Annotated in this window: 22 protein-coding genes and 1 pseudogene; 11 read left to right on the forward strand and 12 right to left on the reverse strand. The window is 61.2% G+C overall.

Features of this window, described 5'->3' with window-relative positions; translation table 11 throughout:
* Window positions 1-337 precede the first annotated feature (337 nt).
* The 6 genes from coq7 to OEG81_RS14440 are packed head-to-tail and all read right to left on the reverse strand — an operon-like array spanning window position 338 to window position 5,209.
* Window positions 338-1,027 carry a 2-polyprenyl-3-methyl-6-methoxy-1,4-benzoquinone monooxygenase gene (gene coq7, locus OEG81_RS14415; RefSeq protein ID WP_264129968.1) on the reverse strand — a complete coding sequence of 230 codons (690 nt, stop codon included), beginning with the start codon at window positions 1,025-1,027 and terminating at the stop codon, window positions 338-340.
* Between the two features lie 25 nt (window positions 1,028-1,052).
* Window positions 1,053-1,646 (reverse strand): hypothetical protein, encoded by a 594-nt coding sequence (locus OEG81_RS14420; RefSeq protein WP_264129969.1) that lies wholly within the window; start codon window positions 1,644-1,646, stop codon window positions 1,053-1,055.
* A complete protein-coding gene (locus tag OEG81_RS14425) occupies window positions 1,643-2,272 on the reverse strand; it encodes an SCO family protein (protein WP_264129970.1) in 630 nt (209 codons plus the stop codon). Before OEG81_RS14425 ends, OEG81_RS14420 begins: the two co-directional genes overlap by 4 nt.
* 10 nt (window positions 2,273-2,282) lie before the next feature.
* Window positions 2,283-2,879 carry a c-type cytochrome gene (locus tag OEG81_RS14430; protein ID WP_264129971.1) on the reverse strand — a complete coding sequence of 199 codons (597 nt, stop codon included), beginning with the start codon at window positions 2,877-2,879 and terminating at the stop codon, window positions 2,283-2,285.
* A gap of 57 nt (window positions 2,880-2,936) precedes the next feature.
* Window positions 2,937-3,530 (reverse strand): cbb3-type cytochrome c oxidase subunit II, encoded by a 594-nt coding sequence (locus tag OEG81_RS14435; protein ID WP_264129972.1) that lies wholly within the window; start codon window positions 3,528-3,530, stop codon window positions 2,937-2,939.
* A gap of 2 nt (window positions 3,531-3,532) precedes the next feature.
* Window positions 3,533-5,209, reverse strand: a complete 1,677-nt coding sequence (locus OEG81_RS14440; RefSeq protein ID WP_264129973.1) for a cbb3-type cytochrome c oxidase subunit I — start codon at window positions 5,207-5,209, stop codon at window positions 3,533-3,535.
* 248 nt (window positions 5,210-5,457) lie between these two features.
* On the opposite strand from OEG81_RS14440, the gene OEG81_RS14445 reads away from it, so the two are divergent.
* From OEG81_RS14445 to OEG81_RS14465, 5 genes are all read left to right on the forward strand, one after another.
* The gene (locus OEG81_RS14445) at window positions 5,458-5,880 is read left to right on the forward strand and encodes an OsmC family protein (RefSeq protein WP_264129974.1); all 423 of its coding nucleotides are present in this window, start codon (window positions 5,458-5,460) and stop codon (window positions 5,878-5,880) included.
* 57 nt (window positions 5,881-5,937) lie between these two features.
* Window positions 5,938-6,732, forward strand: a complete 795-nt coding sequence (locus tag OEG81_RS14450) for a thymidylate synthase (RefSeq protein WP_264129975.1) — start codon at window positions 5,938-5,940, stop codon at window positions 6,730-6,732.
* Between the two features lie 19 nt (window positions 6,733-6,751).
* Window positions 6,752-7,249, forward strand: coding sequence for a dihydrofolate reductase (locus tag OEG81_RS14455; RefSeq protein ID WP_264129976.1), 498 nt, complete (start codon window positions 6,752-6,754; stop codon window positions 7,247-7,249).
* 103 nt (window positions 7,250-7,352) lie between these two features.
* Window positions 7,353-8,636: an aspartate aminotransferase family protein gene (locus OEG81_RS14460; protein ID WP_412034148.1), complete on the forward strand. Its 1,284-nt coding sequence runs from the start codon at window positions 7,353-7,355 to the stop codon at window positions 8,634-8,636.
* A 131-nt stretch (window positions 8,637-8,767) separates the two neighbouring features.
* Entirely contained in the window at window positions 8,768-9,421 is a 654-nt protein-coding gene (locus OEG81_RS14465; RefSeq protein WP_264132609.1) for a dihydrofolate reductase family protein, read from the forward strand.
* A gap of 81 nt (window positions 9,422-9,502) precedes the next feature.
* Here the strand turns inward: OEG81_RS14465 and OEG81_RS14470 are convergent, their stop codons facing one another.
* From OEG81_RS14470 to OEG81_RS14480, 3 genes and pseudogenes are all read right to left on the reverse strand, one after another.
* A complete protein-coding gene (locus OEG81_RS14470) occupies window positions 9,503-10,309 on the reverse strand; it encodes an SDR family NAD(P)-dependent oxidoreductase (RefSeq protein WP_264129978.1) in 807 nt (268 codons plus the stop codon).
* On the reverse strand, window positions 10,293-11,183 hold the full coding sequence (yghU, locus tag OEG81_RS14475) for a glutathione-dependent disulfide-bond oxidoreductase (protein ID WP_264129979.1): 891 nt from the start codon (window positions 11,181-11,183) through the stop codon (window positions 10,293-10,295). The genes OEG81_RS14470 and yghU overlap by 17 nt, the downstream gene beginning before the upstream one ends.
* A 31-nt stretch (window positions 11,184-11,214) precedes the next feature.
* Window positions 11,215-11,370: pseudogene (locus OEG81_RS14480) on the reverse strand (glutathione S-transferase family protein); the annotation flags it as partial.
* 108 nt (window positions 11,371-11,478) lie between these two features.
* On the opposite strand from OEG81_RS14480, the gene OEG81_RS14485 reads away from it, so the two are divergent.
* The 3 genes from OEG81_RS14485 (at window position 11,479) to OEG81_RS14495 (ending at window position 13,522) form a co-directional block, all read left to right on the forward strand.
* Window positions 11,479-12,072 carry a TetR/AcrR family transcriptional regulator gene (locus OEG81_RS14485; RefSeq protein WP_264129980.1) on the forward strand — a complete coding sequence of 198 codons (594 nt, stop codon included), beginning with the start codon at window positions 11,479-11,481 and terminating at the stop codon, window positions 12,070-12,072.
* Window positions 12,073-12,109: 37 nt separating this feature from the next.
* The gene (locus OEG81_RS14490; protein ID WP_264129981.1) at window positions 12,110-12,793 is read left to right on the forward strand and encodes a haloacid dehalogenase type II; all 684 of its coding nucleotides are present in this window, start codon (window positions 12,110-12,112) and stop codon (window positions 12,791-12,793) included.
* Between the two features lie 219 nt (window positions 12,794-13,012).
* Complete coding sequence (locus OEG81_RS14495; RefSeq protein ID WP_264129982.1) at window positions 13,013-13,522, forward strand: GNAT family N-acetyltransferase; 510 nt, start codon at window positions 13,013-13,015, stop codon at window positions 13,520-13,522.
* A 40-nt stretch (window positions 13,523-13,562) separates the two neighbouring features.
* Here the strand turns inward: OEG81_RS14495 and OEG81_RS14500 are convergent, their stop codons facing one another.
* Window positions 13,563-14,165: an NADPH-dependent F420 reductase gene (locus OEG81_RS14500; protein ID WP_264129983.1), complete on the reverse strand. Its 603-nt coding sequence runs from the start codon at window positions 14,163-14,165 to the stop codon at window positions 13,563-13,565.
* A gap of 72 nt (window positions 14,166-14,237) precedes the next feature.
* Window positions 14,238-14,972 carry an SDR family NAD(P)-dependent oxidoreductase gene (locus OEG81_RS14505; protein WP_264129984.1) on the reverse strand — a complete coding sequence of 245 codons (735 nt, stop codon included), beginning with the start codon at window positions 14,970-14,972 and terminating at the stop codon, window positions 14,238-14,240.
* A gap of 113 nt (window positions 14,973-15,085) precedes the next feature.
* On the opposite strand from OEG81_RS14505, the gene OEG81_RS14510 reads away from it, so the two are divergent.
* Complete coding sequence (locus OEG81_RS14510) at window positions 15,086-16,024, forward strand: LysR family transcriptional regulator (protein WP_264129985.1); 939 nt, start codon at window positions 15,086-15,088, stop codon at window positions 16,022-16,024.
* Between the two features lie 72 nt (window positions 16,025-16,096).
* Here the strand turns inward: OEG81_RS14510 and OEG81_RS14515 are convergent, their stop codons facing one another.
* Entirely contained in the window at window positions 16,097-16,417 is a 321-nt protein-coding gene (locus OEG81_RS14515; protein WP_264129986.1) for a DUF1330 domain-containing protein, read from the reverse strand.
* A 118-nt stretch (window positions 16,418-16,535) separates the two neighbouring features.
* Between OEG81_RS14515 and OEG81_RS14520 the strand changes: the two genes are divergently transcribed.
* Window positions 16,536-17,066 (forward strand): nuclear transport factor 2 family protein, encoded by a 531-nt coding sequence (locus OEG81_RS14520; protein ID WP_264129987.1) that lies wholly within the window; start codon window positions 16,536-16,538, stop codon window positions 17,064-17,066.
* Window positions 17,067-17,108: 42 nt separating this feature from the next.
* A complete protein-coding gene (locus tag OEG81_RS14525) occupies window positions 17,109-17,972 on the forward strand; it encodes a helix-turn-helix domain-containing protein (protein WP_264129988.1) in 864 nt (287 codons plus the stop codon).
* Window positions 17,973-18,028: the final 56 nt, after the last annotated feature.

The following is an 18,028-nucleotide window of genomic DNA, read 5'->3' on the forward strand; positions in this document are numbered from 1 at the left end:
ACGAAAAAACATAAAAAAAAGCCCGAGATCGTGAGATCTCGGGCTAAATCCACCAAAGGAGGAGGGTGGAGGAGACAACCTTGGCATGTCGGGCTGCTAAAGCACTGGGCTTGAGACCGGGTGATTGGGGTTTTCCCTCTGCAATCACGTTTCGACATCCGATAACTAAAGTATATAGCGTTTTTTTGTGCGATGCAAGATAAAAATGCGGAAAAACTGTAAATCGCTACTTTGTGGCTTTTTTCATACTATGCCACAGCTGAAACCCGGAAGGAGTAATTAAGTGTTAACCCTTTGTTAACCCTTGCCCTCGCAGTCTGTTACAAATTGGCCAGCCCTAGAGCCGATAGGCGGTGGTCGTCATCACTTTGGACATTGCCTTCATGGCCAGCTGGACGGGCTTGGGCAATTTATGGGCACCGTGCGTCTCGGCCGTATTGCGGTGGCTGATCTCGTCGTCGCGCATCTGCGTAACGATGTCGCGTGAACGCGTATCCGCGGCAGGCAGGTCGCTCAAATGCCGATCCAGATGCTGCTCGACCTGCTTTTCCGTCTCGGCCATGAAGCCCAGGTTCTTGCCTACGCCCGCCCGGCTGGCCAGCACGCCCAGCGAAAACGAGCCCGCATACCAGAGCGGGTTCAACAGGCTGGGACGGCTTTGGAGCTCGTGCAGGCGATCGCGGCACCACACAAGATGGTCCACCTCCTCCGCAGCCGCCCGATGCAGGACTTGGCGGATTGATGCATCGCGGCAAAACAGGGCCTGCCCACGATACAGGGCCTGCGCGCATATTTCACCCACATGGTTTACCCGCATCAGGCCGGCCGCGTGTTTCTGCTCGGCCTGCGACAAAGCAGCCGACTCGTCGGCCGACAGCGGCGGCTTGCCGGCGGGGTTGGGCCGCCCTGCATGAACCGAGCCATCCAGCACCTGAACAGCGCGCCCCAGTTCGGAGAAAATCCGGTCCAGCACGCTCATGCGGCGCGAAAAACCCGAAGGGGTCGGCAATGTGCTTGGCTTGTCCATCGTCTTCTATCGTGCTCCATATGAATTACTGCTGCAAGAATCGCCGGATGCGGCGGCGTTCGGCCAACAGCCACGCCACGGGCACCAGCACCGCAACGGCCACCAGCCCCCTGCCCGCGATTTCCTGGTCGCCCAGCAAATAAAAATTGCAGAGCCGCTGCGGGTTGTCCTGATACAGCAATCCGGCAATGGCCGTCATCCAGGAAAAATTCCCCAGGAAAAACAGGATTATGACGCTATTGGCCCGGCGCAAGGAATCGCACAGCGCCATCCCCGCAATAAACAGGCCCAGGTATTTCAGGCCATTAGCCGGCGCCGAGACCAGAACCTGGTCCAACGACCTGGGTATCATCCAGTACGCCGCGACAAAACTGCACAGCAGCAGGCCGGCTATGCCGTACTCATTATATTTCGCATAATGCGCGCGCAAGCCGGAAACCCGGATGGCCGCTCCGACGCGGCCGGCAGCAACAGCGCAGGCGGCCAGAATGCCCGAAAGCAGAATGAGGGGAATGTGCAGCAGCATGTGCAGGCTCATGCTGCGCGTCAGGAGAGCCTCGAACGCGGCGGCAAGCAGCAAGGCCGCCGCGCTGAGCGCCGCCCAGTACCCGGCCTTCATCGCGCCGCCCTTTCGCCCGTCACCCTGGCCGACACATCGTCCAGCAAGCCGGCGGCATCGCCGATATCCACGATGCGCGCCAGCCGCCCCTCGGGCGTCACGACATGGTAGGCGGCATTATGTTCATACTGGCCCAGGGGGGCCGGCACCACCACGATGCCGAAGGCATCCAGCAGCGCCCTGCGTTGGTCCGCATCGGCCATGGCGGCAAACTGCCAGATGCCCGGGTCCGCCCGCATGCGGGCCGCGTACCGGGACAGGTCGCCAGGCGTATCGGCGGGGTCGAAACTAAGGCTGACGATGCGGACGCGGTCCGCCAGTCCGCGCTGCCGGATGGCCTCCTGAAGCTGCTGGAATTCGCCCCCCATGGCCAGGCAAATCGAGAAACACCGCGTATACATGAAGTTGACGACCGCCACGCGTCCATCGTTGCGCAGATCATCTTCAAGCGAAACACGCTCGCCGGAACGGGTCAGCAGCGCCGCGTCGGGCAGCGCCCTGGGATGCCGCGCAATGTCGGCGCGCCGCGCCGCTTCGGTGGTCAGCGCGGTAAAGCCGTCGGTCTGGGCCCACAGGGCGCCGATGCCCAGCATCGCGACCACCAGCACGGCCAGAAGCAGTTTCATGCGGCGCCGCCTATTTCAGCGCCTCCAGCTCGGCATCGCCGTTCCAGGGCTGGGTATGAGCGGCCGTCGCCTCACGCTCGGCCTTGACCGTGGCCGCATCGACGGGCCCCGCCAAGTTGCCGAAGCTGCCGCGTATATGGCTGACCACCGCGGCGATCTGCGCGTCGTCCAGTTTGTCCTTGAACGTGGGCATCTGGCCGTTGTAATGCGTGCCGCCCACCGTCAGGTCGCCCGTAATGCCATGCAGGACGATCTGCACCGCCAGTGTGGCCTTGCCATTGACCCATTCCGAACCTGCCAATGGCGGGAATACGCCGGGCAGCCCCTGGCCGCCGGCCTGGTGACAGGCCAGGCATTGCGCGGTATAGATCTGGGCTCCATCCACCTTTCCGCCCGCTGCGCTCGCCGCCACCTTGAAATCCGCCGCCGTGCGGCGATCGCCGTAGGACGGCGGATTGGTCTGATGCGTGAAGCCGATGTAGCCGATGGCCCATGCAAAGATACCGGCAACGATGATGATGACCAGCCAGGGAATGGGCCGGTTGCCTTCATAAGGCTCCGGCATCTCCCGCTGCTGGGCTTCGATTTTCTTGGAAGTGTCTGACATCCTGTTCTCCAACGACTCGTTCTGCGCCCCGGCCCTTTTACGCGGCCGGGATGGCGGCTATCGGGCGGCCTCGGGAGGCGGCTTGACCGGATACGTGCGATCCAGCGCCAGCAGGTATTCCACCAGGTCCAACGCCTCGGGGCGCGCCACGACCACCTGCCCCACCGGCGCATAGCCCGGCGGCAGGTTCACCACCTTGTCGCCCTTGTCGGCCTTGTCCTTGACCTCGAACAAATAGGGATAGGACGGCATGATGCTGCCCGGCGTGTAGGCGCGGGGCTGGTACAGATGGCCCAGGTTCCAGTCGGCGCTGGGCTGCCGCGCGCCGATATTCAGCAGGTCCGGACCGGTGCGCATGGTGCCCAGCAGATGGGGATGGTCGTAGTAATAGTCGCCCGCCACCGGCGCGCGGCCCCAGCCCCGTTTGAAATCGGGCGCCTGCGACTGCGCGCGTGGCTGCTGGGTGTGGCAGTAGACGCAGCCGTTGTCGATGTACTGCTGCCGGCCGCGCAACTGCGCCGAGGTATAAGGCTTCAACCCTTCGGAAGGCTGCGTGTCGGACAGCTGCATGTATGGAACGACAACGAGGGTGGCTGTCGCCAGGGCCAGGGTCACCATGGCGCCGCTCAGCAGTTTGTATTCGTTTTCCATGATCAGGCCTCCACCGCCACAGGCGTCGCCATGGGATCGGCGGATCGTTTATGGAACAAGGCCGGGCCCACCCGCTTGCGGCCATAGCGCAACGCCATGGTGACGAAGTGCACTGCAAACACCAGGTGGCCCAGCGTCATGACCGCCCCGCCCACCGAGCGCGCCTCCAGATAAGGAATGGTCACGCGCACCGATTCCATGAAGGAGCGCGAGGCATCCAGCATGGCCACGCCCTGCAGCCATCCCCCTATGCTCAGGCCGATGAAGTAGATGCCGAAGCCCACCACGACCAGCCAGAAATGCAGGGCGATCAGCTTCGGATAAGGCCATTCCCAGGACATCACGCGGGGCATCACGAAATAGATGGCGCCGAACATCACCAGCGAGAAGAATCCGTATAGCCCAAGATGGGCATGGGCCACCGTAAAGTGCGTGAAATGGGTGACCGTATTGATGCTGCGCAGGGCCTCGAAGGAACCCTGCACCGAACTGAGCGTGTACATCATCCCGCCCAGCACGATGAAACGCAGCGTGGGCGAATAGATCAGCGTCTTGAAATGGTGCCGCATGGTCAAATGCTGATTGACCGAGAACGCCAGCACCGGGACGATCATCATCATGCTCTGCACGATGGACAGCGTGATGAGCCAGCTGGGCACCGGGCCGCCCACCAGGTGATGGCCGCCCACCTGCCCATAGAAGAAGGCCAGCGCCCAGAAGCCCAGCAGCGACAGGTTGTACGACTGTATGGGGCGGCCGATGATCTTGGGCAGGAAGTAATACACCGACGCCAGAGCCACCGGCGTGTAGAACAGGCCCAGCACATTGTGCCCGAACCACCAGTTCATGGTGGCCTGCTCCACCCCGAAATGCACGCCCGGCAGGTTGCCCACCAGGAACAGGATGGGGAACCAGAACAGCGCCGCGCCCATGTACCAGATCGAAACGTACAGGTGTTTCACCTTGCGGTTCTGCAGCGTGAAGACCAGGGGCAGGCCGATCAGCGCCCCGCCTATGACGAACAGGATGTCGATCTGCCAGGGAATTTCCAGCCACTCCAGCCCGTCGTTGAAACCCGCGGCGATGCTGCCCAGCCCCGCGATCAGCGCCGCATTCCACAGCATGGCGCCCAGGATCGCGAAACGGCCGCCCATGAGCTCCGTTTTCAGCAGGCGCGGCAAGGTCCATATGGCAATGCCGAAGGCCGCCATGGGCGCCCAGCCGTAAGCCACGGCGTTCAAGTGCAGGGTCCGTATGCGGCCGAACGTCAGCCAAGCATAGTCCGTCAGGAAATCGGGCTGGTGCAGCTTGATCGAACTGATCAGCCCGGCGGTCGATGCGAAGATCAGCCACACCACGGCACAGGCCAGGAAGACGAAAGTCACGTAGGCGGTCGACCGGTCCGCCTGCACGCGCTGGGCCAGCTCCACCGCCATGCGCGCGTCGCGCGCCGCGTCGGCGGCGGGGGCATGCGTGGCATCCACGGCTTCTTGCAGCGCGCGGTGCTGATCCGCCGTGGCGGCGGGCTCCTCGATCTTGCCGATCTCGCCTTCGGAAAATATCACGTTGGCCGCGGCGGGGTTGTCGTCGAAAAGATGATGGCGCAGCGACCAGATGAAAACGAACAGGCCCGTGACGGAAAGAATGAATGTCAGTAACAATAGGGTGATGGTGTTCATCAGAACTCCGGGAACAGGTGCGGGAAGCGAAAGCCGGGATTGGATCGCCCGGATCAACACATCGCCTCACGATAGAACTGCCGGAATGATAAGGGATGGATTAGGGGAAACCCGTAATTTCCCTACGCCGAATATTGGTAATGAGGGCCGCCCCGCAGCCTCCCGGCGGCCTCGGCCCGCATGTGACGCCGGCGGCGCTTATGAGTATGATTGACCCTTCACCTGAATGTTGAAGCGGAAGATCGGAAATGGAAAGCACGATAGACTGGGGCGGCCCCGAAGGCATGCTGTTTGTGGCGCGTACGGGCAGCGGCCACGTGACGGCCATGGATGGGGCCCCGGACGGCGGCGGCAACAATCTGGCGCCCCGCCCCATGGAGATGCTGCTGACCGGCGCGGGCGGCTGCGCCGCGTACGATGTGGTGCTCATCCTGAAGCGCGGCCGCCATGTGGTAACGGGCTGCCAGGCCAAGCTGACCGCCGAGCGGGCGGCGACCGACCCAAAGGTCTTCACCAAGATCCATTTCGCCTTCACGGTCACGGGCAAGGGCCTGCCCACCGCCGCGGTGGAACGCGCCGTGCAGCTCTCGCACGAGAAATACTGCTCGGCCAGCGCCATGCTGGCCAAGACCGCCGACATCACGCATTCGGTCACCGTCGTCGAAGCCTAGCGCCACGGGCCGCCTTGGCGGCACTTGCCACAACCCTGGACCATGCCCGGATCATCCATGCATCAGTACGAAGATTTCATGCGCCATGTCTACGAACATGGCATCGCCAAGACCGACAGGACCGGAACGGGGACGCGTTCGGTCTTCGGCCATCAGATGCGCTTCGACCTTGCCGAAGGCTTCCCCCTGATCACCACCAAGAAGCTGCACACCAAAAGCATTTTCATCGAACTGCTGTGGTTCCTGCGCGGCGATTCGAACGTGCGCTGGCTGCAGGAGCAAGGCGTCAGCATCTGGAATGAATGGGCCGACGAAAACGGCGACCTGGGGCCGGTCTACGGCGTGCAATGGCGGTCCTGGCCCACGCCCAATGGCGGGCACATCGACCAGATATCCCAGTTGCTGGACCAGATTCGCCAGAACCCCGATTCGCGCCGCCTGATCGTCTCGGCCTGGAACGTGGCCGAGATACCTAATATGGCCCTGCCGCCCTGCCATGCCTTTTTCCAGTTCTATGTGGCCGACGGCAAGCTTTCCTGCCAGTTGTACCAACGCAGCGCCGACATCTTCCTGGGCGTGCCCTTCAATATCGCCAGCTACGCCTTGCTGACCCATCTGGTGGCGCAGCAATGCGGCCTGGACGTGGGCGACTTCATCTGGACGGGCGGCGACTGCCACCTGTACAGCAATCACCTGGAACAGGTCGAGCTGCAACTGTCGCGCGAACCCCATCCCTATCCCAAGCTGAACATCAAGCGCAAGCCCGATTCCATCTTCGACTACCGCTACGAGGACTTCGAGATCGTGGACTATGAAGCGCACCCGCACATCAAGGCGCCCGTCGCCGTCTGACCCGCCCTTTCGGAACCGCATGCCTACGCCCACCATCCAGCTCGTCGTCGCTTATTCCCGCAACCGCGTCATAGGGCGCGACAACGCACTGCCCTGGCGGCTGCCTTCCGACCTGGCGCACTTCAAGCGCACGACCCTGGGGAATCCCATCATCATGGGCCGCAATACCTGGGAGTCGCTGGGCAGGCCCCTGCCCGGCCGTCCCAACCTGGTCGTCAGCCGGAACCTCGCCTACCAAGCCGAAGGCGCCACGACGTTTTCAACGCTGGAAGGCGCGCTTGCCGCCTGCGGCACGGCCGACAAGGCCTGCGTCATCGGCGGCGAGCAGCTGTTCCGCCATGCCCTGGACCTGGCCGATGAAATCATCGCCACGGAAATCCACGCGGACATCGCCGGCGACACCTACTTTCCCGCCCTGGATCCCGCCTTGTGGCAAGAAGCCGAGCGGCTGCCGCAGGCCGAGGAAAACGGCCTGGCTTTCGATTTCGTCCGCTATACGCGGCGGCCCGGCGCGTAGATACACGACACAAGCAGCTACGCACCCACACCCGTCTGCAAACCCTGTCTTCGAGGTGACCATGAACAGCCAAGCCCAACCCACAGACCTGTCCAAGCTCTGGATGCCCTTCACGGCGAACCGCCAGTTCAAGCAGCAGCCTCGACTGCTGACCCGGGCCAAAGGCATGTACTACTACGCGGACGACGGCCACGAGATCCTGGATGGAACGTCGGGCCTGTGGTGCGTGAACGCAGGGCATGGACGCCAGGAAATCGTCGACGCCATTTCACGCCAAACCGCCGAGCTGGACTATGCGCCCAGCTTCCAGCTGGGCCACGACATCTCCTTCCGCGCCGCCTCGGCCGTGGCGGCGCTGATGCCCGCCGGCATGGACCGCATCTTTTTCACCAACTCGGGCTCGGAGTCCGTCGACACCGCGCTAAAGATCGCCCTGGCCTACCATCGCGCCCGCGGCGAGGGCCAGCGCACCCGCCTCATCGGCCGCGAGCGCGGCTACCACGGCGTGGGCTTCGGCGGCATTTCGGTGGGCGGCATCTCGCCCAACCGCAAGATGTTCTCCGGCGCCCTGCTGCCCGGCGTGGATCACCTGCCACATACGCACGACCTGTCGCGCAATGCCTATTCGCGCGGACAGCCCGCCTGGGGCGACCATCTGGCCGACGAGCTTGAACGCATCGTCGCCCTGCACGATGCCTCCACCATCGCCGCCGTCATCGTCGAGCCGCTGGCCGGCTCCACCGGCGTGCTGATACCGCCAAAAGGCTATCTGGAAAGGCTGCGCGCCATCACCGAGAAACACGGCATCTTGCTGATTTTCGACGAGGTGATCACGGGTTTCGGCCGCCTGGGCGCGGCCACCGCCAGCGGGTTCCTGGGCGTCACCCCAGACCTGATCACCCTGGCAAAAGGCATCAGCAACGCCAGCGTCCCCGCCGGCGCCGTGGCCGTGAAGCGGGAAATCCACGACACCATCGTGAATGCGTCGGCCAGTGGCATCGAGTTTTTCCATGGCTATACCTATTCGGGGCATCCATTGGCCATGGCGGCCATCATTGCGGCCCTGGACATCTATGAGCGGGAGCAGCTATTCAAGCGCGCCGCGGGGCTGGCGAAGGCGTTCGAGGATGCGGCGCATCGATTGGAGGGCGCGCGGCATGTGGTGGACGTGCGGAATCTGGGGCTGGTCGCCGGCATAGAGCTTACGCCCAGGCCTGGCGCACCGGGGGCACGTGCGGCGGAGGTTTTTGCGAAGTGCTTCGACCAGGGGTTGATGGTGCGCTATACCGGCGATATCCTGGCGATCTCTCCGCCGCTGATTATCGAGGAAGGCCAGATCGCGGAGATATTCGGGAAGATCGGGGATGTATTGAAGACGGTGGATTGATCGCCCTATCTAGATACTCTGCTGCGTGGCTGGCTTGGGTTCATGGCGCGCTTTGACAATTGGCTTGCGCCTGGGGAACCAACATTATCATGGTGGCTGATACCTGTCAGGCATTCAAACGAAGGCAAACCATGACACGAGTTCGCGTTGAGGGCTTCACCATTTCGCTCGACGGATACGGGGCGGGTCCGAAGCAAGACATCGACAATCCACTCGGCATTGGCGGAACGGATCTGCATCAATGGCTGCTTCCAACACGCACGTTCCAGCGGGCCTTGTTCGGCAACGATGGCGGCACGGTCGGGATTGACGACGATTTCGCCGCCCGCGGCTTTCAGAATGTTGGCGCCTGGATTCTTGGAAGGAATATGTTCGGCCCCATTCGCGGAGACTGGTCGGACACCAGCTGGAAAGGCTGGTGGGGAGACAATCCACCGTATCACGTTCCAGCCTTCGTCTTGACCCACCATGCCCGGCCATCCATCGAGATGGAAGGCGGCACCACGTTCCACTTCATAACGGGCGGCATACACGAAGCGCTGGACCGCGCACGCAAGGCTGCCGACGGAATGGACGTGCGGATCGGCGGTGGGCCGGACACAATACGACAGTATCTACGCGAAGGCCTCATAGATGAACTGCACATTGCCATCGCGCCGGTCCTGCTCGGCCAAGGAGAATCGCTGTACGAAGGGATCGACTTGCGGGCTTTGGGATACGAATGCGTTGAATCCGTAGCGTCGGAGAAAGCCACGCATGTCGTACTACAGCGCCTGGGACAATAGTTCCGGGAGCTTGTTTCAGGGGGCATGTTAAGGCTGGTCGGGGCAAGCCGTTGAAGACCCCCATGGGCAGATTTGAGCACATCAAAGTGCCGAATGGTCCTTTATTGCATCCTCCAGTGCCGGCTTCAATCCGAGAAAGCGCTCGTCGATGGCCGCCGGGTTGTCGCGGTTCAGGGCGATCATCTGTGCCCGGGTATCGCCGCCCCGGATGACCTCGAAGGCTTCGGACTCCATCCCGGCGACAATGGCATCGGCGACTGCGGAGGCCGGCTCACGCGAGAAGCCCAGCTCGGGGCCTGCCCGGTTGGACTTCATCATCGGCGTGTCTGTGCCGCCCGGATAAACGGTCAGCACGTGCACGCCTTCACCTTTAAGCTCGCGCCGCAACGATTCGCCAAAACGAGCGATGCCGGCCTTGACGGCGGCGTAGGTTGCGTAGAAAGGCGCTCCCACCAAGGCGATCCCGGACGACACATTCACGACCATTGCTTCGCCGCTGGCACGCAGCGCCGGCATGGCGGAACGCGTCAGCATGATCGGCCCCACGAGATTGACGTCTATCATGGCCTGGAGCTCGGCTTCTTCGGTGTTCTCCAGCCTGCCCGCCCTGACGCCTCCCGCGTTGTTGACCAGGATATCAAGCCCGCCTAATGCATCCACGGCTTCATTGATCGTGGCCGCACGCCCTTCCGGTGTTGACACATCGGCGGCGATACCGTGGACGACGGAACCACTTTCTTGAAGCGCCTGGGCTGCTGTTGCGACAACATTGGGACGACGGCCGCTGATAGCGACCTTTGCGCCTTTGGCAAGCAGCGCCTGGGCCAGCGCGTAGCCAATGCCGCTGGTCCCTCCGGTGATAAGGATACGTTTACCGCTGATGTTCATCACTGCCACCTTGAAGCTTGTCTTGTGTTTTCGTGTTGAAGTCGTCGGCGTCGTGGCGCTCGTGCAACTGGGACGAGAGATCGCCCGACACACGGTTGACCATGCGCCCGCGCTTGACGGCGGGCCTTGCCAGAATCGTGTCGGCCCAGCGCTGTACGTGCGTGTATTCGTGTACCGATAGAAATTCAGCGGCGCCATACTGCCAGCCCTTGGCCAAGCCCCCGTACCAAGGAAACACAGCGATGTCGGCAATCGTGTATTCGCTGCCGCCCAGGTATTCGCTTTCGGCCAGGCGGCGATCCAGCACGTCCAGCTGACGCTTGACCTCCATGGCATAGCGGTCGATGGCGTATTCGATCTTGAATGGCGCGTAGGCGTAGAAGTGGCCGAAGCCGCCGCCCAGGTAGGGCGCGCTGCCCATCTGCCAGAACAGCCAGGACAGGCACTCCGCGCGTGCAGGTTGCGTCGTCGGCAACAGGGCATCGAATTTTTCGGCAAGATAGACCAGAATCGCGCCGGACTCGAACACCCGTACAGGCGTTGCGCCGGAACGGTCCATCAAGGCGGGGATCTTGGAATTTGGATTGACGTCCACAAAACCGCTGCCGAACTGGTCGCCCTCGCCGATGCGGATCAACCACGCGTCGTATTCCGCCCCGGTGTGTCCCAAGGCCAGCAGCTCTTCCAGCATGATCGTGACCTTCTGGCCGTTCGGCGTGGCAAGGGAATAGAGTTGGAGCGGATGGCGTCCGACCGGCAATTCCTTTTCGTGCGTCGGCCCCGCGACCGGGCGGTTCACGCTCGCGAAAGCGCCCCCGTTGGGCTTGTTCCAAGTCCAGACTGCCGGCGGTGTGTACTCGGGAAAATTCGTCATGCTTTCATCTCCATGGATGCGTACGCCTGCCTCAAACGGCAGAAGGATAGTTGGACGGGAACAGCGCCCGTCTTGTTTCTTCGTCATTGACCCGCTTGAAGGCATGGTCCTTGCCCACCTCGCGCGCACGGGCGACTGCCGGCCGCGCTTCGACATTCATAAAAAGCCGCTTCAGGTGGGGGAACGCCCCGCGCCCTTCCTGGTGTACGTTCAAGTTTTAGTTCATTTGTTCTATAATGGCACACAACATCCAAAAAGTGAAGCCGTTCAAGGCGTCATACCAAGGAGAGGTCACATGGCCAGACCCCGTGAATTCGACGAGGAAGCAGTGCTCGACAAGGCAGTCCTGTGCTTCTGGAACCAGGGCTATGAGGCAACCTCGGTACGGGACCTGATCAATGAAACAGGCCTTACCGGAGCAAGCCTGTACAACGCATTTGGCGACAAGCGGGCGCTCTATCAAAGGGCACTGGACCACTATGTCAATTGCAGCGTCGCGCAGCGCATCCAGTCTTGCGATGCATTGCCGCCTCGCGAGGCGATAGGCGCATTCTTCGCCGATATCGTCCAGCGTTCGCTTAGCGATCCGCAGCATAAAGGATGCATGTTGGTCAACGCCGCTCTTGAGCTGGCCCCGCACGACCCTGAGTTTCAAGAGGTCATCGCCGGCGTTTTAATGCGGATCGAACACTTCTTTCTTGAACATCTGCGCGCGGGGCAGTCTGACGGGAGCATCGGCAAATCCACCCCGCCGGAACTCCTGGCCAAGCATCTTCTCGGCGTCCTGATGGGAGTGCGTGTCCTGGCGCGAGTCCGTCCCGAACCTGGACTTCTCAAAGGAGTAGTGGCGCCTGCACTGTCCCTTCTAGACATCCCCGACACACCATGACGCCACGGCCTTCGCTGCGATCAAACTGGAGACAAACATGAATTCGACCCGTGCATGCATCTTTGATGCCTATGGCACCCTTCTGGACGTCCATTCCGCCGTGATGGCGAATGCAGATAAGGTGGGGGATGGAGCCGAGGCATTCTCGGCCCTATGGCGCCAACGCCAGCTTGAATACTCATGGACCCGCGGAATGATGGGGAAATATGCGGACTTCTGGCAACTGACCATTGAAGCGCTGGACTTCGTCCTGCAGGCCTATGGACTTGAAGGCCGGCCAGGCCTGAAAGAAAATCTGCTGAACGCCTACTTCGAACTGAAAGCCTACCCGGATGCCGCCAAGAGCCTTGAAATGCTGAAGGCTCAAGGCTACGTCACCGCCATCTTGTCCAATGGAAGCAATGACATGCTGCAGGGCGCGATACGCGCGGGCAATCTGGGCGGCTTGCTGGACGACTGCATCTCGGCGGATGATATCAAGACCTACAAGCCCGATCCCAGCGTATACCAACTGGCGTGCGACCGTCTCGACGTGCGCCCCCACCAGGTTTGCTTCGTGTCATCCAATTCATGGGATGTCGCGGGCGCGGCAGCGTTCGGGTTCAACGCTGTCCGCATCAACAGGAACGATGCGCCGCTTGAATATCATTGTGCTCCGATGAAGCATCAGTTGAAGGCCTTGGCTGAGCTGCCTATGCTGCTGTCTCAAGCGCGGGCATGAAGGATTAGATAAGATCGCTCGACAAAGTTAAGCGTATGTAAGGAAAATTTCCGTCCAGCTCTCGAACCAGGGCTGTTTCCCCAGAATGCTCTTGCTCAAGGACGTTTGGCGAGAGTTATCCGCTTCCATTGGCGGCTGGTTGTAGCGCCCAGGCCCCTTCGTTTTATGTGTCCAATTGCCTGAACGACAAGACAGATATCGTCGCCTATACTGACCTACATGACGAAACCGATCATTCGCCCCGAAACCCCAGAAGATGTTGCGGTCATTCAGGCAGTTATTGAATCAGCATTTCTGGGTGCACCTCATGCGAACCGGAACGAGCAGTTCATTCTCGCCGCACTGCGCGATGCCGGTGCGTTGACCCTTTCCCTGGTTGCTGTAGTGGACGAATCTATAGTTGGAAATGTCGCGGTTTCGCCGGTTTCCATATCCGACGGAGCCCCAGGATGGTTTGGTGTTGGCCCTGTTGCAGTCGTCCCCGACCTGCAGCGACGTGGAATTGGGTCCGAACTAATGCGCGAGGCACTTGCGAGGCTTTCCGAACAAGGAGCATCGGGCTGCGTCGTCCTTGGCGACCCGTCCTACTACCAGCGATTCGGTTTTACCAACAATGCTGGGCTCGTGTTGCCAGACATACCACCCCAATACTTCATGGTACGGCCGTTTGGGCAAGCAGTGCCGACCGGTACGGTCACCTACCATCAGGCATTCAGCGCGCCCGAGTGACTGGCGGCTTGGGTCTACGAAAAGTCAGCCACATCACGACTCATCGGTCAAACTTAACCAAGTCCTTAAAGATCAGCCGGCCCCAGCTGTTTCCCCGCCCGTGAACAAGCAGCCCGCCTTCCGCAAGCCCGCCAAGTGTGATCGGGGCGAAGCCGAGATCTTCCGCTAGCGCGGCAACCTCCGCTGCGGCGTCGTCATCGTCGCTCGTCAGGAACACGACTCTTCTGCCACCCTGTATGCCGGGGTCCCGGCCCAGAACGGCAGCGGCCAGGTGATTGAAACCCTTGACCAGCCTTGCACCCGTAAAGGCCTTGGCGACGACCTTGGAAGAAGGCTGTTCTCCCAGTTCTTCAGGGGGCACGCCGTAGGCATTGGTCACATCGATGATGGTCTTTCCCTTCCAGGTAGGCAGCGCCTTCGCTACCTCCTGGTGCGAGGCGTAACGCACAGCCAGGAAGATGACATCAGCCTTGACGGCCTCCGCCAGCGTCTTCGGAATGATCTCGGGGCCGATAGCGGCCGCGTCGGAGGCAAAGCTCTGCGGGTCGCGAGTGGTTGCAACAGATACCTCGATGCCGCTACGGGCAAAGGCCTTGGCAAGAGCCTGGCCGATGTCGCCGAAGCCAATAATCGCATAACTCATATATTTTCCTTTTGGTTGCAGCGCCCTGCGGGTTTCAGCTATCGGCTGGAGTAGCCGGCAGAGCGCCTTATGTCAGATTTGCGCCAGGCCGCCGTCGACGGCAAGCTCGCTGGCGGTCATGAAACTGCTGTCCTGCGATGCGAGAAACGCAGCCGCCGCTCCGATCTCCGCCGGCTCAGCCATGCGCTGGAGCGGATTCATCGACGCGAAGACCTTCATGCCCTCCTCGCCCACTGCTGCTTTCGCAAGCTCAGTCGCCGTCGGCCCAGGCGACAGCACGTTTATCCGGATGCCGGTGCCTTTCAGGTCCTCCGCCCAGGTCCGCACGAGGTTGCGCACTGCCGCCTTGCTCGCGCTGTAGACGCTGAATGCCGGCGCCCCCGTCGTGCCGGCGCTCGATCCAGTGAGGATGATCGAACCGCCCTCGCCCATCAACGGCAGCGCCTTCTGGACCGTGAAAATCGAACCCTTCACATTGGTGTCGAAGGTTTCATCAATGTGCTTGGCGGTGATCTTGCCAAGCGGAAGCAGGCCTCCCGTCCCCGCGTTGGCGAAGACGATGTCGAGAGTTCCACGTTCCGCCTTCACCGCCGCATACAAGCGGTCGAGGTCGTCCGGAGCGGAGACGGAGCCCTTCACCGCGCGCGCATTGGGGCCCAGGTCGGCCACAGCGGCGTCAAGCGCTTCCTGCCGACGGCCGAAGATGAAAACGAAGGCGCCTTCCTCGATGAAGCGCTTAGCCGCGGCGCGGCCGATACCGGTGGCGCCGCCGGTGATCACGGCGGTCTTTCCATTCAGTCTGTTCATGATATTTCGCCGGGTCGGCGTCCTATTGTTAAAACCAGAAAACAGTCTAGGCCCCTTGACGCATCAATACAATTGACGAAAAATCGATTAATTCAATCTATTAACTAGATGATATGCTCGACAATGTCACCATCAACCAGCTGCGTGCCTTCGTTGCGGTATGCGACCAGGGAAGCTTTTCAGCTGCGGCGCACAAGCTCAGACGCGCCCAGTCGGCCATCAGCCATGCGATCAAGGCGCTGGAAAGCGCATTTGATGTCGAGCTGTTCGAACGAAACACACGGAAGGCGCAGCTCACCGCGGCGGGACACAGCCTCTTGCCGGACGCGCGTGCGGTTATCTCACGCACGGAAGAGATGAAGAACCGCGCCAGCGCTATCGCCAGCGCCGGGGCACCACAGGTTTCAATTGCGATCGACGCCTACTTCCCGCGTGCCCACCTGATCGACTGCTTGATGACGCTGCAAGCGGAGTTCAGCACCGCAGTGATCGACCTTCGGATCACCACCATGCAAGGCGGAGAGAAGCTGGTGCTCGAAGGCGTATGTGCCCTCGCTGTCACGATCCAGAACGTGCCCGAGGTCGACCCGGACGCCATGGAACGCCACTGGCTGTGCCAGGCGGACATGGTGACGGTATGCGCACCATCCCACCCGCTCGCTTCGATACTGAAACCCATCCCGAAGGACGAGTTTGCCCGACATGTTCAGATCGTCGTTACGGACAACCAGCCGGAAGCGGAAAAGACCCAACAGGGCGTCGCCGGCAAGCGCCAGTGGCTGGTCAATGACCTGGGCGCCAAACGCGATCTTCTCAAGGCCGGCCTGGGCTGGGGACACATGCCACGACACATGGTTGGCGACGATCTAGCGAGCGGACAGCTCGTCGAACTTGAACGCCGCGCCTGGCACCTCGGTTCGCTTACGTTCATGGTGTCGCGACGACGGGGACACGACCTTTCCCCATGCGAGTTGCGGATGGTCGAGCTGCTTGGTAAGCCTTGTGCATCGCGAAGAATATTGGGCGGCGCTCAGCTTCAGGGAAAGGTGTAAAAGCTTGAAGCCTCGGACATCCGCAAAGCAGACCTTGCACGATATAGCTGCATCCGGCAGTTGGTGCACCGCTCAAGCAAGAATGTCCATAGCGCGGTGATCTGCCGGCACACCCTGGACAAGAAACACTGTCCCAACGCTGTTTGCCGTCCTTAATGCTTTTATCGCTTGGTAGGCCGGCGAATCATACCAGCGCGACGCACGCTCCAGATCGGGAAACTTGATGACGACCAGGTCTGCCGTCGGCTCGCCCTCCAACGAAAGATACGGCCCGCCGTGGATGATGAATTGGCCTGCGAACGGCTGGAGTGTCGAGTCGATTTGCTCGAGATAGGCGCGGATCTCGTCGTTCGGACGCGTTTCGGAAATGATGGCGACGGCATAAGCTGGCATGAATGACTCCTGAATGACGGCGTTGATAAGTGCGCAACCATGCAATGTGTTGCGGTGATGTCATGCCATTGTCGACCGGGCGATCCTGTGCGTCGATGACGTCGGAGGTAATCGCGTCGTGTCCCATCCGCTGGCGTATTTCCAATCGCGCAATAGCGCTATTACCTGGCACGTAATCGACCGGGATCGCACGCTGCAGCAAAATCATGCTGTTGCATTCGACAATGCTTGTCCGCAACAACCCAACCATTTTTCCAAGGAGATTCCCATGACCGAAAATACCCGTCCAAGCATCCCGGCCCAAATTGCCGCACAATATGTCGGCATTTGGAACGAAAACAATCCGGCACGCCGCCGCACGCTAATCGAACAGACATTTACGGCGCAGGCCAGTTACCTCGATCCGGTCATGCAGGCGGCTGGGCACGATGGCCTCGATGCGATGATCAGTGCCGCCCAAGCGCAATTTGCCGGCTTACACTTTCACGTGTCCGGAACGCCGGATGGACATCATGACGTCGTTCGCTTTTCGTGGTCCCTTGGTGCAGATGATGCCGAACACCTGGCGGCTGGCACCGATATTGCCGTTGTAGCGCCGGACGGACGCATCGAACGGATCACGGGTTTCCTTGACAAGATGCCTTCCTGAAGCCGGACGTGTCGTGTGGCAGCTATTCAGCATGGAGATAGCATGGAACAACAAGAACATGTCCGGCAGAGTGAGCGCGACAGCCGCTACTTTGCCGATTTCGCCACGGCACTGCGCTACTGGCGCGACAAGCGTGGCTATACCCAGCTTCGGCTGTCGAGCGAGAGCGGTATCTCGCAGCGACACATCAGCTTCCTCGAAAGCGGCCGTTCGCAGGCGAGCCGCGAGATGGTTCTGAAACTTGGAATCGTCCTCGACATCCCGCTGCGCGAGCGCAACGTGATGCTGCTGGCGGCCGGCTATGCGCCGGCCTACCGGGAACGCCGCCTGTCCGATCCGGAACTGGCCGCGGTGAAGCAGGCCTTGGACTTCATGCTGGCCCAGCAAGCCCCGTATCCGGCGCTGGTGGTCGATCGGCTGTGGAATCTCGTGATGGCCAATGCGCCAGCGGCAACGATGATGCGCTGGCTGCTCGATATGCCGAACGGCGCTCCCCTGCCAAGCGAGGGTGTCAATGTGCTGAAACTGATGCTCGATCCGAATGGTGTTCGCAAGCACCTGCAGAACTGGGAAGACGTCTGCGCTGACCTGCTGCATTGGATCCAGCGTGAAGCAATGAGCGACGGCCTCGGGAGCGAGGCGGCGAACTTGCTCGGTGAATTGGCCGCATTGCCAGGGATCAGCGAGACGACCCGCTTGGCCAACCTCGATGCGCGCGCGCTGCCCTTCCTACCGATGCAGATTCGCAAGGATGGTGTCGCGCTGAACTTGTTCACTTCAATTGCCACCATGGGCACTCCGCACGACGTGACGGTGCACGAGTTGCGGATCGAATCGTTCTTTCCGGCTGACGAGGCCACGGCACGCTGGTTCCGTGAGCGCGCAGCGATATCGGAACCAGTGTGAAGGAGACGAGCGTACCCGAAGGTCGTAAATCTGACCGGAGCGCGGCGGAGGGAGTT

This window comes from Pollutimonas sp. M17, assembly GCF_025836975.1.
Taxonomy (GTDB): domain Bacteria; phylum Pseudomonadota; class Gammaproteobacteria; order Burkholderiales; family Burkholderiaceae_B.